This window comes from Terrisporobacter othiniensis (assembly GCF_000808015.1).
GTDB classification, from domain to species: Bacteria; Bacillota; Clostridia; order Peptostreptococcales; family Peptostreptococcaceae; genus Terrisporobacter; species Terrisporobacter muris.
Genome location: NZ_JWHR01000005.1, coordinates 1 through 15,276, shown reverse-complemented (window position 1 = coordinate 15,276; position 15,276 = coordinate 1). Strand labels below are relative to the sequence as shown.

The following is a 15,276-nucleotide window of genomic DNA, read 5'->3' as shown; positions in this document are numbered from 1 at the left end:
TTCACCGAAATATTTTATAATAGAAGAATAAGATAAAATTAGTATGAGGGAAATTTTATGAAACTTAAAACTTATAGAGATGATTTTTTTAGAACTATAATTATTATGATACTAGATATTATTATATCCTTTGTATTTTGGAATATAAACTTAAATGAGGCAACAATAATTTTAGTTTATATTTTGGGAGTACTATTTACATCCAGTATTACAAATGGATATGTTTATGGAATACTTGCGTCCATAATAAGTGTTCTTTCATTTAATTTCTTTTTTACAGAGCCGTACTACACACTAATGGCAGATAGAGCAGATTATCCTATAACATTTTTAATAATGCTAATTACAGCCTTAATTACTAGTACGCTTACATCTAGAGTGAAAAAGGAAGCAGAGTCTTGTAGCTTAAGGGAGAAAACAATAGAAGAATTATATATAAGTAATAAAAAACTTTTAGGTGCAAGAAATAAAAAGCAAGTATTAGATTTTTCTGGTGAAAGTTTGGTGGAAATTTTAAAAAAAGATATTATAATTCTTATAAATGATGGTAATGAAGAACAATATATTTACAGTTTAAAGGATGAGGAATTAAAATATACTTTTTCAAGTTGTTTAGATAAAAAAGCAATAAAATATACTTATGAAATAGGTAAAGTAGTAGGCAAGGGTACACCTTATTATGAGGAACTAAATTCATCTTACTATCCCATAAAAAATGATGAGAAGGTCATAGGTGTAGTAGGTATATATTATGATGATAAATTAACTACAGAAAGTAGTGAAAGTATGGTGTTACAGTCAATATGTGCGCAGCTTGCCCTTGCTATACAAAGAGAAGAATTATATGAAAAAAACCGATTAGTAAATTTAGAAGCTGAAAGTGAAAGACTTAGAGGAAATTTATTAAGATCAATTTCTCATGATTTAAGAACCCCTCTTGCTAGCATATTAGGTTCAGTTTCTACCATAATGGATAATTATGATTTACTTGAAACTAATATTAAAAAAGATTTACTTAAAAATATTTATGATGATACAGTGTGGCTTAGTCAGTCTTTTGAAAATATCCTTAGTATGACTAGGATAGATGAAGGTAGATTAAAAATTAATAAAAACATGGAAGTTTTAGATGAAATAGTTGTGGAGTCCATATCTAAGGTAAAAAAATATTCCAATGATCATGAGATCAAATTGTTTTTACCAGAAGAGATTATTTTAATAGATATTGATGGTTTGCTTATAGAGCAAGTATTAGTAAACTTAATTCAAAATGGTGTTAGATATACACCTAAGGGTTGTGAAATACAAATTATTATTGAAAAAGAAAAAGATAAAGTAATATTTCAGGTTAAAGATAATGGAAATGGAATATTAAAAGAAGATTTGGATAATATTTTTCAAAGATTTTTCACAAAAAATAGAGGTTCGGGAAATGAACAAAGAGGCGTTGGCTTAGGACTAGCAATATGTAAATCCATTGTAGAGGCACATGGAGGGACAATCAAAGTATTTAATAATGAGTTAGGAGGAGCAACTTTTAGCTTTTCCATACCTATAGAAAGAGAGGCATAAATGGAGATAAAACCATTAATTTTAGTCGTGGAAGATGATAATCCCATTAGTAAGTTTATAAAAGTATCGTTGGAAGCTCAAAACTATAAATGTATAGATACAAATTTAGGAAGTAATGCCATATCACTTGTATATTCTGCAAATCCAGATATAATAATTCTTGATTTAGGTTTACCTGATATGGATGGAATAGATGTAATAAAACAAATTAGAGAAAATACAAAGGCAAAAATAATTGTAGTATCAGCAAGAGGCAGAGAAAGAGATAAGGTTGAGGCACTAGATATGGGAGCTGATGATTATTTAACAAAACCTTTTAGCATTTCAGAATTATTGGCTAGAGTTAGAGTAGGTCTGAGAAATGCTTTTACTACCAATAATACTATTGAAGAAAAAACCTTATTTAAACTTAGGGATTTGGAGATAGATTATGAAAAACGAAAAGTGTTTGTAAGAGGAGAAAATATTCACCTTACCCCAATTGAGTATAAAATAATAGTACTTATGAGTAAGTATAGTGGAAGAGTTTTAACTCACAAATTTATAATAAAAGAGATTTGGGGAACATACTTGGAAAATGAAACACAATCCTTAAGGGTTTTTATGGCAAGTATAAGAAGAAAAATTGAAAAAGACCCAGCACAACCAGAATATATAATTACAGAAATGGGAATTGGATATCGTCTAGTTGATGAATAAAAGAAGCTTAAAGGCTTCTTTTTTTTGTGAAATCATTGCTCACATAAAAGTTAAGGTGACCACTCATGGGATTAAAGTGTAGTATTTACGTAGAGCTTAAGCGAAGTAAATTTTTATACTTTTTTAGTAATATAAAGAAAATCTTAACACAATCTTTATATCCTTTATTATATCTTAATACAAAATTTATAACCTCTTTGTTAAAATATACTCATTACAATAACAAAAACAAGGAGATAATGAAAATGAAAAAAAATAATTATATTATAATTGCTGGTTGTAGTAGATTTGGTGCTAATATAGCATCAATTCTATCATCGAAGGATTATGAAGTGGTTATTATTGATATAGATAAAAGTAACTTTAGAAAAATATCAAGGGATTATAGTGGATTCAAAATAGAAGGAAATGCTACAGACGTGGAAGTTTTAGTTGAAGCAGGAATAAAAAAAGCAGATACTTTAGTTTGTGCCACAAATAATGATAATACAAATATAATGATTTCAGAAATTGGAAAGGAAATTTTTAACGTGGAAAATGTAGTGAGTAGATTATATGATACAGAAAAAGAAATTGTTTACAAGGATTTTGATATAAATATAATTTATCCAACTAAATTAACTATTAATGAATTTGAAAAATTACTCGGAAAAATGAAAACACAGTATATAGAAGATAGAAAGGTAATATAAAGAAAAATTAATGAGGAGATAAGAAAATGAATATATTAATTGTTGGTGGAAGAGATACTACAGAATATTTATTAAATTCATTAAGTAATAAATTTCATAATATAACTTTTATACATGATGATTATGATTATTGCAAAAATATATCAAGAAAATATGATGTAACAGTAATTTGTGGTGATGGTAGTAAACCTTATATATTAGAAGAAGCAAAGATAAATAAAAATAATGTTGTTATTGCAATGACAAGCAGCGATAGTGATAATTTAGTTATATGCCAACTTGCGAAGAAAGTATATGGTATAAAAAAAGCTTTTGCTACAGTTTGCAATCCCAAAAATGTGGAAGTTTTCAAAAAATTAGGTATAGATACAGCCATAAGTGCAACTTATGTTGTAGCAGAGATGATTGAACAAGTTACAACAGTAAATGAAATTTATAATTTTATGCCTATTGAAGATGGATCAATATCTATAATTGAAGTAGTAGTAAAAGAAAAGTACCATATAAGTAATAAGTTACTAAAAGATATAGAATTTTCACAAGATGCTATTATAGGATGTATTATTAGAGGCAAACAAAGTATAATCCCAAATGGGAATACAAAAATATTACCTCATGATAAGCTTATTATATTGTCACCACCTAATTTACAAAATACAATTTTGAACAATGTGGTTAGAGGTGCATAAAATGAAAAGCAAATTATCAAATAATATAATTATATCTTATATAGGTGTATTTTTAATTATAATAGGTGTTATAAACTTAATTCCATTATTAGTTTTAGTTGCATATCCTGAAGAATTTATTTATGGAAAGTATTTCTTTATCCCAGGAGTACTTTCCATGATTTTAGGGTTAATAATTAAAAAAATTATTCCGATTAATAAAAATAAAAAATTATCAGTGGGAGAAGATGCTGTAATAGTAACTTTAACATGGATATTAGCTATATTTATATCAGCCATGCCTTTTTACTTAAGTGATATGCTAAATTTTACTCAAAGTATTTTTGAAGCTGTCAGTGGATGGACAACTACTGGTCTTTCTGTGGTAGATGTGGATAATTGTCCTAAAATTTATCTGATTCACAGGAGTATAATGAACTTTTTTGGAGGCGTGGGGATTGTACTTGTAATGGTATCAGCTCTTTCTGCAACTTTTGGAATGAGTTTATATAATTGCGAAGGTCATTTAGATAATTTACTACCTAACTTATTAAAATCATCCAGATTGATATTATCAATATATAGTGGCTATGTTATATCAGGTATAGTGTTATATTGTATTTTTGGAATGCCTTTATTTGATGCTATAAATAATTCTATTGCAGCTTTATCAACAGGAGGTTTTGGTGTAAGAAGTGAAAGTATAGGAGCATACAATAGTTTTTCCATAGAGCTTGTAACTATTATTTTAATGTTACTTGGAACAACAAATTTTGCTGCTCATTTACTTTTAATAAAGGGTAAATTTAAGAAATTCTTTCAATTGGGAGAAATTAAATTTATGTTTTTTATTTTAGGTATATGTGTACCTTTAGTTGGATTTTTCTCTTTGAGCTACCTATATGGAAATGTATATATAGGTCTTAGAAGGTCTATGTTTGAACTTATATCTGCGCTTACAACTACAGGGTTTTCTACGGTAACTTATAATGATTGGAATGGTTTTGCCATATTTATTATGATAATACTTATGATAATTGGTGGTGGAGCAGGATCTACTGCAGGAGGAATTAAGTTATATAGAGTTTATATATTATGTAGAAATTGTATATGGAATATAAAAAGTAAATTTGCTTCACCTCATTTGGTGAATGAGGATTATGTATACAAGCCTGAGGGGAAAGTATATATAAAAGATAGTGATAGAAAAGATATATCTAATTATGCATTTATGTATATGACTATATATGTGATAGGTGTATCCATAATGTTATTAAATAATTATTCACTTCAAGACTCCTTATTTGAATTTGCATCTGCCTTAGGTACAGTGGGATTATCAGTAGGAGTAACATCACCAATGGCACCAGCTATTATATTATGGACAGAAATATTTGCTATGCTATTTGGACGTCTTGAAATTTGGGTTATAATAATTGCTGTCATTAAAATTTTAAATAATATGAAAAGAGAAAAAATAGAATATAATTTTTAATATGTATTTATAATCTGAATAAATTTCTTATAGAAGGGGATGATTTGCAATGTATTTTTATGAAGATTTGGCAATATCAATGAAAAAACTAAGTAAAAGAGGAGTTTTATCTTATAGTAAAAGATAAAGATATAGCAAATACAATGACAATTTCTTGGGGGTATATGGTATACAGCTACAATATGTGAAATACATTGACTTTGTAGATAAAGAAAAATTTCCAGCATAACTGTAAAAGTATTATCTTATGGAGATTATAAAAGATAAAAAAGCAGTGATTTTCACTGCTTTTTAGTGATGCTCCAAATTACTTCTATAAGAGTTCATCACACCTTTAAAAAGATGAGGAACAGTTGGTGGTGTCCAAGTTATGGCATTGGCACCAGCTCTTATAGTTTCTCGTATGGTTTCGTCACTTGGTCCACCAGTTGCTATAATAGGAAACTTAGGATATTCTTTTCTTATTTTAGCAACTATTTTTGGAGTATCTTTTGATGCAGATACATTTAATATGCTAGCACCTGCATTTATTCTTTCTACTATATCCGTATCCTCACTTATGACACTAACAACCACTGGAATATCCAAAGCATCAGACAAACTTTTTAGGGTTTCGTTAGATGTTGGTGCATTTACAACAACGCCTATAGCACCTTGTATTTCAGCGTTTGTACCCAACATAACAGAACGAAGACCTTTTGTAAGACCACCACCGACCCCAGCAAATACGGGTATATCAGCAGCTAAAAGTAAAGCTTGAGTAATTACTGGTTGAGGTGTAAAAGGATAAACTGCTAAAATTGCATCTGCATTTACATTTCTTATGATTGCTAAATCTGTTGTATATACTAAGGACTTAATTCTTTTACCAAAGACATTAATTCCACTACATTCTCTGATGACTTCTGGGACACGAAGAAAAGATTTTCGAAGAGTTCCATCAATGGCTGTTGGCATCTCTTTCATATAATAAACCTCCAATTCAAAAAAGGATATTTTAAACAAAAATTATAATTTCTTATTTAATATCTCCAATGAGATTAATTTCTATGTAGAATAAGGCTTATTAAAATCTTTACATTAATAAATAAAAGTATTTGACAGAAAATAATCTAGTGTATATAATCAATTTGAATAAGATTACATTATAAGGAGTAGTACTAATGGTAAATTTAGATTTAATACATAACCGTAAAAGTGTTAGAAAATTTAAAAGTACTGAAATACCAAGAGAAGATATTTTAGAACTAATTAAAGCAGGAACAGAAGCTCCATCACCAAAACATCAGCAAAATTGGCATTTTGTTGTATTACAAAATAGAGATATAATAAATGAAATGGCAGAGATAGTAACTAAAAGTCATGAAAATATAGGGTCACTTGCTAAAAATGAAAAGGATTTTAAAAAGCATATGAGTGTGATTAAATATTATACCAGCTTTAAAAATGCTCCAGTAGTTATCTTAGTTTATGCTTGTGAATATGATATGATAGAATATAAAATTTTAAAAGAAAATGATGCCCCTAAGGAAGTCTTAGATGTATTAGTGTCACCTCAATCAGGAGCACAAGGTATAGGAGCAGCAGTGGAAAATATATTATTAGCTGCAACTGAAATGGGTTATGGAAGTTGTTATATGACAGGTCCAACACATGCTAAAACAGAAATAGAAAATCTTATAGGATTCAATAAGGAAGGCTACGAACTAATGTCAATGATATCAATAGGAGTGCCAGACGAAAATACTCCACCTAAGCCACCTCGTAAGCCATTAGAAGATGTAGTTACATTTATAGATTAATAAAAAATTAGCTGTGCTCGAGGCACAAAGTTGTAAATTAAAAACAGTAGATTTGCATATGCAAATCTACTGTTTTTAATTATTCTTCTTCAGCATTAATATTATATTTTTTTACTTTTCTATAAAGTGTGGCTATTCCAATGTTTAATGCCTTTGCAACTTGTTTCATTTCTTGTGTATTACTTCCGTATTTTTTTATTGCTTTTTCAATTTCTTGTTTTTCCAATTCTTCAACAGTTCGAATTTCCTCTTTGTACATTTCATCTAATTTATAAGAAATTAAGTTAGACATACTACTGATAAATTCGCATAATTCTTGATCCTTAGATAAAATTTTATTTTTGTCTTCCTCTGTGAAAGCTGCGATACCAAGTATTCCGATATTGTGATTGCCAAGTCTTATAGGAGTACAAATGTCAGCTAACTCTTTGCAATCTTTGCTATGGATACAATCTTTGCAACTATGTTCTATTTCCCGATTGATAATGTAAGATTCTCCAGATATTAATACATTAGAATAAGCAGATTTATCAGATATTTTTTCATCAATTTTATCTTTAAAAATTCCTGTGCCGGCTATTCTTACTAAATCTTTTGACACTACAGTAACATCTACATCAAGTACGGTTGAAATGTTTTGGCAAACGCTTTGTATATAATTTTTTATATCAATTAATTTCAAAATTTAACCTCCCAACATATTTTATTTTAAAAGATGTGGTTTATTTAAGTATACCATATTATTATTGTTAATTTTTATCAATTTTAATATTTTAAAACAGGTAAAATTTTGAAATATAGAAAGAAATTATCAAAATGATAATAAAATGCTTGTGTTATCAAAATGATAATGCTACAATGATATTATCATTTTGATAATTAAAATGTTGGGAGGAATAAAAATGATATATAAAGATGGATTGGAGTTAATAGGTAACACACCTATTATATCTTTAGATAAAATAGGATATGAAAATGTATATGTGAAATTGGAAAAATATAATCCAGGAGGAAGTATAAAAGATAGAATAGCACTCTCCATGATTGAAGGAGCAGAGAGAAGAGGAGTATTAAAAGAAGGTAGTGTATTGGTTGAGGCTACAAGTGGAAATACAGGTATAGGTCTTGCCATGGCAGGAAATCTAAAAGGATATAAAGTTGTGATTATAATGCCAGAAACTATGAGCATTGAAAGAAGACAGTTGGTAAAGGCTTTTGGAGCAGAACTTATTTTGACTGAAGGATCAAAGGGAATGAATGGTTCCATAGAGAAATTGAAAAAATTATTAAAAGAAAATGAAAATTATATAAATCTTGGACAGTTTGAAAATGAAGACAATCCAAAAGTGCATTATGATATTACAGGACCAGAAATATATAAAGAAGTATCAGATGTAAATGTGATAATAGCAGGAATTGGTTCTGGTGGAACTATAAGTGGTATTGGAAAGTTTTTAAAAGAAAAAGATGAAAATATAGAAGTGGTAGGTATAGAACCAAAATCATCACCATTGATTACTGAAAAAAAGGCAGGTCCACATAAAATCCAAGGAATAGGTGCAAACTTTATACCTAAAAACTATGATGAAAATATAGTAGATAAGGTAATAACAGTAAGTGACGAAGATGCTTTTAATATTGTTAGATTACTTGCAAATAAATTGGGAGTATTAGTGGGTATATCTTCTGGTGCAAATGTATTTGGTGCAATAGAAATTTCTAAAAAGTATCCTGATAAAAAGATAGTAACTATTGCTCCAGATGGAGTAGATAAATACATGTCCATGGGAATTTTTTAAGGAGGGGGTAGACTATGCTTTTTCAACATATGAGAGCAGATATAAATTTTATAATGGAAAATGATCCAGCAGCCAGAAATAAGATAGAAGTATTTTTGTTATATCCTTCTGTTCACTCTCTTATAATGTATAGGATATCTCACTTCTTTTATACAAAGAAAAGATTTTTTATTGCTAGATTAATTTCTCAGACTAGTAGATTTTTTACTGGAATAGAAATTCATCCAGGAGCACAAATAGGTATGGGTACACTTATAGATCATGGAAGTGGAGTAGTTATAGGAGAGACCTCCATAATTGGAGATAGAGTTACTATATATCAAGGGGCCACTATAGGTGCAACAGGAAATGAAAAAGAATTTAAAAGACATCCTACACTAGGGGATGATATTGTAGTTGGATCTGGAGCAAAAATATTGGGTCCGATTAATATAGGGAATCATTGTAAAATAGGAGCTAATTCAGTAGTTTTAAGAGATATGCCATCAAATAGTACGGCTGTAGGTATTCCTGCAAAAATTAAGTATAACACATGCAATATGGATAAAGAAGAAATAGACAACGTTATATATTTTATATAAATAAGAGAGGTTAACACCTCTTTTTTTCATGTAAAAAAGAAATTGAGCAATCTAAAATTAAATGATTCAAATGAAAAAATAATATTAAAAACTTATTCAAAACATACATTAATTTAATTTTAGAAGGTTCCGAGGAATATAGAGCAATAATGTTAAATAATATTGATATAATAAAAAAGTGAGTTTGGGTTTTACAGAAGAAGAAAAAACAGTTTAAAAATAATTAAAAATAAGTAAGAATCATCTAGTTTATATTTAAAATGCGTTGAAAACGCATTAAAATAAATAGGGGGGGAATTAAAATGAAAAATATAGTTGTTTATAAATCAAAATATGGAAGTACGGAAAAATACGCAAAATGGATAGGAGAAGAGCTAAATTGTAAGGTGTCAAAAATAGGAAATATAAATATAGATGACTTATTGAACTATGATAATATTGTTTTTGGCGGTTGGTTACATGCAGGCAGTATCAAAGGTTTCAAACAAATTTATAAAGATATTGATAAATTAAAAAATAAAAATCTTATAGTATTTTCTGTAGGTTTATCAATTATGGATGATAAAATCTTAGAAGAAGTAAATAAAAATAATTTTAAAGATACTGATAATATAAAACATTTTTATTTAAGAGGAGCATTTAATTATAAAAATCTAACTGCTCCAGATAAATTGATGATGAATATGTTTAAAATGATACTAAAAAGACAAAAAGAAGAAGAAATGGATGAAAACACAAAAGGTATGTTAGAAGCCTATACTACCCCTGTAGATTTTACAGATAAAGATAGTATTAAGCCAATAATTGATGCTATTAATATCATAAATTTACAATAGTGAAAAACTCAGCTTAAGATAATTTAAGCTGAGTTTTTCTATTAAATACAACATTTATACTCGTCACAGTTTATACAAGGCTCAACGTGGACTGTTATACCTTTTACAATTTGTAATTCTTCTAATATAGATATTTCCAATTTATTTGCAATTTCATGTCCCTCAAGTACAGTTAAGTCCTTATTTACACAAATAGTTAAATCTACATAAGCCATAGAACCATGCTTTCTAGTTCTGAGTTCTCCAATATTTAAAACACCTTCTGTAGAGTTTGCAATGGATACGATTTGTGATTCATCTTTTTCATCTATGGAATAGTCCATTAATTCATTAATTGCTTCTTTGAAAATATCTAATCCTACCTTTGCAACAAATAAACCAACAATTACTGTTGCAATAGGATCTAAGGCCTTAAATCCAAGTAGTGAACCACCTATACCAATAAATGCAGCTACAGAAGATAGAGCGTCTGATCTATGGTGCCATGCATCTGCTTTTAGTGATGGAGAGTTTATTTTTTTAGCAACTTTTATAGTTATTCTGTATTGATATTCTTTAATTCCTATGGAAATTATAGAAATAATCAGTGGTAAAAATGTAGGAACTTGAACATTTTCTAAGTGAAGTAGTGAATTTACTCCGTTAAAACTTATTGTTAAAGCAACATAGATAAGTAACATTGATAATAAGAATGATACCAAAGTTTCTGCTTTTTCATGTCCGTAATTATGTTCTTTATCATGCGGTGTTCTTGCAATTTTATTGCCTATTAAAACTCCTAAAGAACTTATTATATCTGAGGCGGAGTGAAGACCATCTGCAATCATAGCGTTTGATTTTCCAACTACACCCCCTAAGATTTTTATTAATGTTAAAATAATATTCCACATTATAGATATTAATGTGACTTTTGTTGCTTCTTCGTATCTATTGTTATTCATATAAATACCTCTCATTTAAATTTCTATTCTCATTTAATAATATTATATTAATGGCAAAGTGTGATTATGTCAAGAGAAAATTATCAAAGTGCATTCTCAATTGATAATGACATTTGTTCCAATTAATATAAATACAACTAATAAATACCCAAAATACAATTATTATAATAATATTTTTTGTATTATGGAAATAAGTTGTTAAAAACCTTTATATATGTTAAAATTCTTTACACGAAAGATTAAATTTCAAGGGAGATTAAGAATGAAAGAAAAATTAATGAAATTCATGTATGGCAGATATGGAAATGATGAATTGAATCAGTTTCTATTTAAATTAGTATTTGTCAGTTTAGTAATATCTTTATTAAGTGGTAGAGCAAGTTTCCTTGGTGATATGTTTTATTTTTTAGCATTAATTATGGTGGTATTTATATACTTTAGAATGTTTTCTAAAAATCTTAATAAAAGATATTCGGAAAGAAGTGCATATTTAAATTTTTCTAATAAGGTGAAGTTATCACTTGATAAGCAAAATAAAATGAGGGCGCAAAAGAAGTCTTATGCATTCTTTAAATGTCCTTCTTGTAAACAAAAGGTTAGAGTACCTAAGGGGAAAGGGAAGATTTCTATTCATTGTCCAAAGTGCAATGTAGATTTTATAAAGAAAAGTTAATTTGAAATTTAAAAGGAGTATCTCAAAATATTTTAAGAGGTACTCCTTACTTTTTAACCAAGATAGTTAACTGACTAAAGTATTAACCAAATAATTTGTAAATACAGTGATTTAAGAGAACTTTTTATATATTTAATAATAAATTTTTAAGTTCTTTTAAAGAACATACTTCATAAGTTGGTTTTAAATTTGTTTTATTTTCAACTTTGTTAGGGTTGTACCAACAAGTGTCTATCTCGAAATTTGTACCACCTTGTATATCAGATGATAAGCTGTCACCTATCATTAATACTTCATTTTTACTAATATCTGTCATGTCTTTTAAAGTATATTCAAAAATTCCAGGATTAGGCTTAGATACTCCTACATTTTCAGATATAACTATATCTTTAAAGTATTTTGCTATACTAGATTGTTTAATTCTTTTTTCTTGTACTACCGTAAGGCCATTTGTAACTATTACAAGTGTATACTTATCTTTTATACTTTCTACTAAATCCATGGAATCTTCAAATAAAAAGGATCCATTTGCTAAATGTTTCATATAAACATTGGCAAACTCTACTTCATCAAAAGCTATTTGAAGTTTGTCTGATAACCTTTTAAATCTTTCTATTTTAAGTTTAGATTGAGTAATAAGTCCTTGTTCTAACTCTTTCCAGATGGCTTTATTTATAATCTTATAAGTTTCGAAATGATAAGATTCATCATAATCTATTCCAAACTCAATAATAGTTTCTTTGAAAGCCTCCTTTTCAGCTTTTTTAAAATCAAATAATGTTTCATCTGCATCAAAAATTAATACTTTGTATTTCATATTTATGTCCCCCATATAAAATGTTATTACAAATTATATCATAAATTGGAAAACAAAGTAGTGAATAATTTTCATCGTAAAATAATTAAATTGTTATAAAAATAAAAAAACTATTGTATTATCAAATTGATAATGTTATAATTTTGATTATCAATTTGATAATAGACATTTGGGAGGATTTATGAGTAATACATTTTTATCGCAATTTTTAATGATAACAAACATACACAGTGTGTTAATGGTTATTGCACTAATAGGATTATTTTTTATAATTAATAAAATAAGCAAAAAATTCAAATTTACAAAGTTAATGATAATTTCCATATTTATGGGGTTAGGTCTTGGAATAGTAATACAAGCAGTAGCAAAATTTCCAAGTGACCCAAGTCAAGTAACATGGATAAATGAAGTAAGTACATGGTACTCTCTATTTGGTAATGGATTTATGGATTTACTAAAGATGATAGTAATGCCTTTAGTTTTAGTTTCAATCATAAGAGTTATAATGAATATGAAAGAAGATGACTTAGGAAAATTAACATTTAAATCTATGGGAATGTTTTTTGCCACAACTGCTACGGCAGCTATTATTGCTGTAATCGTTGGGAATTTATTTGATTTAGGTTCTTCTATACAAGCTGTAAGTGCTAGTGAAGAGCTTAGAGAAATAACTTCACTTCCAGATACAATAAGAGGGTTATTGCCATCTAATCCAATAAAAGCCATGGCTGATGGAAATACTGTGGCAGTAGTAATATTTGCAGCGTTTATAGGATTGGCAATAAGAAGACTGTCAAAAAAATACTTAGATATAATAAAACCATTTATGGATTTTGTAGAAGCATTTTATAAAATTATAGTTTCTGTTGCCATAACAGTAATAAAACTTATGCCTTATGCTGTTGTTCCACTTATGGCTAGTACTATAGCAAGTAGAGGTGTGAAGTCACTTTTAGATGTGGTTGATTTTATATTAGCATTATATATAAGTGTAGGGCTTATGTTTGTGGTTCACTTAGTTATAATAACTTTAAGTGGAATGAATCCAATAACATATATTAAAAATGCTTCAAAAGCATTAATACTTGCATTCACATCTCGTTCAAGTTTAGGAACATTACCAGTTACTGTGGAAGCTTTGACAGAAAACATGAATGTGGAATCAGGAACTGCTAGCTTTGTAACAAGTTTAGGTTCAAACATGGGCATGAATGGATGTGCAGGAATATATCCAGCTTTAGTTAGTGTAATGCTTGCAAACATGGCTGGAGTAGAAATGAACTTTACTTTCTATGTGATGTTAATAATAGTTATAACAATAAGTTCACTGGGTATTGCAGGAATACCAGGAACAGCAACAATGTCTGTGTCTGTAGTAATATCAGGTATGGGAATGGGAGCATACTTCCCAATGGCAGGGGCAATAATTGCAATAGATCCAATCCTTGATATGGGAAGAACAATGTTAAATGTTAATGGAGCAATGACAGCAGCTGTTGCAGTAGATAAGTCACTTAAAATTAATGAGAAAAAAGAAGTAAAAGTAGCTTAAATAAATAGAAAAAATGGCAATCATTTTAGATATTTAAAAGTCTAAAGTGATTGCTATTTTATTTAAACTGTATAAGAATTATTTATTCACTATTAATATAAGTCTATTGCGTTACTAAAGTTTGTATAAAATGTTATTCAAAGATTCTTTTAAAGATAAAACAAACTTTTCTCTTGAACTTGGAGAAATATCAAACAAAGATAAATAAGGATTTAAATCTTCAATTTCCACAAGAAGTAAATTTCCATTCTTATCTCTACATGCATCAATTCTTTGAATACCATGACTTAAATTATTCCAGTTTAATAAGGCATGGCAAAAATCAAAATCATCTTTATTAGGAGCATAAAGAGCATATTGGAATTTTCTATCTACGTAATAAAAAGACACCTCATACTGAAAATCTATAAATGGTTGAATTAAAGTACTGTAATTATCGGATTTAACTTTTTCAAAAAGTTCATCTTTACTTAAAAGCTCTAAGCTTATGGAATCAGCACCATCTATGGGTTTTGTTATGTAATTTGCAACATCTGGCAATTTATGAAACTCATTAATATTGTTGATTGTTCTGATAACAGGCATATTTTTGTTTGTAAGTTCCATCAAATAGCCCTTCCCATTCATATATCCATGACCATCAAAAGAATTGTAAGTAAGCAAATTATGAGTTTTTATTTTATCTCTAAATATCTTATATTCCCTCTCAAAATTGGCAGCAGGTCCTGTATTTCTAAATAAAATTAAATCAAAATCTTCATTGAAGTCATTTATATCATTTGGATTACAAATAAGTAATTTAAAATCTTCTCTAAGAGAACATGTAAGGAATAGATCTTCTTAATAATAATTTCTACCTTTGGAGTTATAATATAAGTCTGTGATAAATAGTATTTTCTTCATAAAACCTCCAATTTATAATTAAGCATATTTATATTAAGTTAATTACATAAATTTTAGTTAAAAAGTGATATTCTAGCAACTTTTGGAAATTATATTTAATTTGAAATGAATTCCAATTTACTAGAAATGTTTTAACAATAAATATTTATTGTAAAACAATAAAAATTTATTGTATTTTTATAAAAAATATATTAATATAATTAGAGAAAATAAAAAAGGAGAGAAGGAAATGAAAAAATATAAAAT

16 protein-coding genes are annotated in these 15,276 nt (G+C 27.9%); 11 read left to right on the top strand and 5 right to left on the bottom strand.

Features of this window, described 5'->3' with window-relative positions; all coding sequences use genetic code 11:
* The first annotated feature begins 57 nt into the window (after positions 1-57).
* The 5 genes from QX51_RS00580 (at position 58) to QX51_RS00560 (ending at position 5,126) form a co-directional block, all read left to right on the top strand.
* Positions 58-1,572, top strand: a complete 1,515-nt coding sequence (locus QX51_RS00580; RefSeq protein ID WP_079764844.1) for an ATP-binding protein — start codon at positions 58-60, stop codon at positions 1,570-1,572.
* The gene (locus tag QX51_RS00575) at positions 1,573-2,271 is read left to right on the top strand and encodes a response regulator (protein ID WP_039677955.1); all 699 of its coding nucleotides are present in this window, start codon (positions 1,573-1,575) and stop codon (positions 2,269-2,271) included.
* A gap of 245 nt (positions 2,272-2,516) precedes the next feature.
* Positions 2,517-2,963 carry a potassium channel family protein gene (locus QX51_RS00570; RefSeq protein WP_052232787.1) on the top strand — a complete coding sequence of 149 codons (447 nt, stop codon included), beginning with the start codon at positions 2,517-2,519 and terminating at the stop codon, positions 2,961-2,963.
* A 26-nt stretch (positions 2,964-2,989) separates the two neighbouring features.
* Positions 2,990-3,652 carry a potassium channel family protein gene (locus QX51_RS00565; RefSeq protein WP_039677954.1) on the top strand — a complete coding sequence of 221 codons (663 nt, stop codon included), beginning with the start codon at positions 2,990-2,992 and terminating at the stop codon, positions 3,650-3,652.
* A gap of 1 nt (position 3,653) precedes the next feature.
* On the top strand, positions 3,654-5,126 hold the full coding sequence (locus QX51_RS00560; protein WP_039677953.1) for a TrkH family potassium uptake protein: 1,473 nt from the start codon (positions 3,654-3,656) through the stop codon (positions 5,124-5,126).
* A 291-nt stretch (positions 5,127-5,417) separates the two neighbouring features.
* On the opposite strand, the gene QX51_RS00555 is transcribed toward QX51_RS00560, so the two are convergent.
* Positions 5,418-6,092, bottom strand: a complete 675-nt coding sequence (locus QX51_RS00555) for a beta/alpha barrel domain-containing protein (RefSeq protein ID WP_039677952.1) — start codon at positions 6,090-6,092, stop codon at positions 5,418-5,420.
* Positions 6,093-6,289: 197 nt separating this feature from the next.
* Here QX51_RS00555 and QX51_RS00550 point away from each other — a divergent pair, with 197 nt between their 5' ends.
* Positions 6,290-6,928: a nitroreductase family protein gene (locus QX51_RS00550; RefSeq protein WP_039677951.1), complete on the top strand. Its 639-nt coding sequence runs from the start codon at positions 6,290-6,292 to the stop codon at positions 6,926-6,928.
* A 79-nt stretch (positions 6,929-7,007) separates the two neighbouring features.
* Here QX51_RS00550 and QX51_RS00545 read toward each other — a convergent pair whose 3' ends face one another.
* The gene (locus tag QX51_RS00545) at positions 7,008-7,610 is read right to left on the bottom strand and encodes a helix-turn-helix domain-containing protein (protein WP_039677950.1); all 603 of its coding nucleotides are present in this window, start codon (positions 7,608-7,610) and stop codon (positions 7,008-7,010) included.
* Between the two features lie 220 nt (positions 7,611-7,830).
* Between QX51_RS00545 and cysK the strand changes: the two genes are divergently transcribed.
* The 3 genes from cysK to QX51_RS00530 all read left to right on the top strand — a co-directional run bounded on the left by cysK (position 7,831) and on the right by QX51_RS00530 (position 10,144).
* Positions 7,831-8,727 carry a cysteine synthase A gene (cysK, locus tag QX51_RS00540; RefSeq protein ID WP_039677949.1) on the top strand — a complete coding sequence of 299 codons (897 nt, stop codon included), beginning with the start codon at positions 7,831-7,833 and terminating at the stop codon, positions 8,725-8,727.
* Positions 8,728-8,741: 14 nt separating this feature from the next.
* A complete protein-coding gene (epsC, locus tag QX51_RS00535; protein WP_039677948.1) occupies positions 8,742-9,308 on the top strand; it encodes a serine O-acetyltransferase EpsC in 567 nt (188 codons plus the stop codon).
* Between the two features lie 302 nt (positions 9,309-9,610).
* Positions 9,611-10,144: a flavodoxin domain-containing protein gene (locus QX51_RS00530; RefSeq protein ID WP_039677947.1), complete on the top strand. Its 534-nt coding sequence runs from the start codon at positions 9,611-9,613 to the stop codon at positions 10,142-10,144.
* A gap of 41 nt (positions 10,145-10,185) precedes the next feature.
* Here the strand turns inward: QX51_RS00530 and QX51_RS00525 are convergent, their stop codons facing one another.
* A complete protein-coding gene (locus QX51_RS00525) occupies positions 10,186-11,085 on the bottom strand; it encodes a cation diffusion facilitator family transporter (protein ID WP_039677946.1) in 900 nt (299 codons plus the stop codon).
* Between the two features lie 262 nt (positions 11,086-11,347).
* Here QX51_RS00525 and QX51_RS00520 point away from each other — a divergent pair, with 262 nt between their 5' ends.
* Complete coding sequence (locus QX51_RS00520) at positions 11,348-11,758, top strand: hypothetical protein (RefSeq protein ID WP_052232785.1); 411 nt, start codon at positions 11,348-11,350, stop codon at positions 11,756-11,758.
* A 124-nt stretch (positions 11,759-11,882) separates the two neighbouring features.
* On the opposite strand, the gene QX51_RS00515 is transcribed toward QX51_RS00520, so the two are convergent.
* A complete protein-coding gene (locus QX51_RS00515; protein ID WP_039677944.1) occupies positions 11,883-12,575 on the bottom strand; it encodes a YjjG family noncanonical pyrimidine nucleotidase in 693 nt (230 codons plus the stop codon).
* A 181-nt stretch (positions 12,576-12,756) separates the two neighbouring features.
* Here QX51_RS00515 and QX51_RS00510 point away from each other — a divergent pair, with 181 nt between their 5' ends.
* Positions 12,757-14,127 carry a cation:dicarboxylate symporter family transporter gene (locus QX51_RS00510; RefSeq protein WP_039677943.1) on the top strand — a complete coding sequence of 457 codons (1,371 nt, stop codon included), beginning with the start codon at positions 12,757-12,759 and terminating at the stop codon, positions 14,125-14,127.
* 114 nt (positions 14,128-14,241) lie between these two features.
* Here the strand turns inward: QX51_RS00510 and QX51_RS00505 are convergent, their stop codons facing one another.
* Positions 14,242-14,790, bottom strand: a complete 549-nt coding sequence (locus QX51_RS00505; protein WP_200886369.1) for a hypothetical protein — start codon at positions 14,788-14,790, stop codon at positions 14,242-14,244.
* Positions 14,791-15,276: the final 486 nt, after the last annotated feature.

Coding starts and splice junctions, on each gene's coding strand:
- cysK (WP_039677949.1), top strand. CDS start 7,831: ATGATATATAAAGATGGATTGGAGTTAATAGGTAACACACCTATTATA.
- QX51_RS00515 (WP_039677944.1), bottom strand. CDS start 12,575: ATGAAATACAAAGTATTAATTTTTGATGCAGATGAAACATTATTTGAT.
- QX51_RS00555 (WP_039677952.1), bottom strand. CDS start 6,092: ATGAAAGAGATGCCAACAGCCATTGATGGAACTCTTCGAAAATCTTTT.
- QX51_RS00520 (WP_052232785.1), top strand. CDS start 11,348: ATGAAAGAAAAATTAATGAAATTCATGTATGGCAGATATGGAAATGAT.
- QX51_RS00575 (WP_039677955.1), top strand. CDS start 1,573: ATGGAGATAAAACCATTAATTTTAGTCGTGGAAGATGATAATCCCATT.
- QX51_RS00550 (WP_039677951.1), top strand. CDS start 6,290: ATGGTAAATTTAGATTTAATACATAACCGTAAAAGTGTTAGAAAATTT.
- QX51_RS00565 (WP_039677954.1), top strand. CDS start 2,990: ATGAATATATTAATTGTTGGTGGAAGAGATACTACAGAATATTTATTA.
- QX51_RS00560 (WP_039677953.1), top strand. CDS start 3,654: ATGAAAAGCAAATTATCAAATAATATAATTATATCTTATATAGGTGTA.
- QX51_RS00570 (WP_052232787.1), top strand. CDS start 2,517: ATGAAAAAAAATAATTATATTATAATTGCTGGTTGTAGTAGATTTGGT.
- QX51_RS00530 (WP_039677947.1), top strand. CDS start 9,611: ATGAAAAATATAGTTGTTTATAAATCAAAATATGGAAGTACGGAAAAA.
- QX51_RS00510 (WP_039677943.1), top strand. CDS start 12,757: ATGAGTAATACATTTTTATCGCAATTTTTAATGATAACAAACATACAC.
- epsC (WP_039677948.1), top strand. CDS start 8,742: ATGCTTTTTCAACATATGAGAGCAGATATAAATTTTATAATGGAAAAT.
- QX51_RS00580 (WP_079764844.1), top strand. CDS start 58: ATGAAACTTAAAACTTATAGAGATGATTTTTTTAGAACTATAATTATT.
- QX51_RS00525 (WP_039677946.1), bottom strand. CDS start 11,085: ATGAATAACAATAGATACGAAGAAGCAACAAAAGTCACATTAATATCT.